This window comes from Neisseria sp. P0021.S007 (assembly GCF_051956855.1).
The window spans coordinates 1-685 of sequence record NZ_JBQCXA010000542.1; the positions used below are offsets into that span (position 1 = coordinate 1).

A 685-nucleotide genomic window follows, 5' to 3' on the forward strand; every position below is an offset into this window, starting at 1 on the left:
GACATAAATACTCAGATGCATAAAAACAAAGACAACATTTTACCGCAAAGATTTAACGAATCTTGACTAAAGTCTGAAAAGAAAATTGGTTAAAAAAACCATGTAATGAAGAATTTTTAGTGGATTTATCTGGTTTGATTGGTATTGAAACCTGAAAACAGAGAATTTGGCTGAAGCGATATGAATGATTGAAAGAGCCGTAACGATAAAGGCCGTCTGAAAAGTGGGATATGGGAAAGGGTTGTTGTGAGGATATTGGATAGCACCAAAGTGTGCTTTCAAGAGTATGTCGGCAACAAAGATGGTATTTATCTAAGGCTGTCTAATAACATCCTGTAACCTTAGCTTGGATAGTCGCCGATAGGTTTTCTTTCTATAAAACGATTTGCCTGAAATGGGAATGGCACAGATTGATGCGGAAGAGACGAGAAAGAGAAAAGGAGTAATGGCAAGTTAATGAGTGGGAGATGAGGTCTAGCAATGATGGCTTCTTTAGATGAGAAAGGCCGTCTGAAAGTACATTCGTTTGGTTGCCAAATTTTAGATAAAAAAAAACCATCTATACTAAGGGGAAAGTATAGATGGCCAAACACATTACGGGGAAAACGTCTTACTCACTTACTCACTTCTTTCGAAGCAAGTGTTACTCAGACAGGCGAATTATACAATAGTTCAGTCTTCACAG

1 protein-coding gene is annotated in these 685 nt (G+C 37.7%); it reads left to right on the plus strand.

Annotation, left to right across the window (positions count from 1 at the left end):
* Nucleotides 1–483 precede the first annotated feature (483 nt).
* Nucleotides 484–685, plus strand: a 202-nt coding sequence (locus ACTHUR_RS14510) for a hypothetical protein (protein WP_440399281.1), incomplete at its 3' end; no start/stop codon positions are given.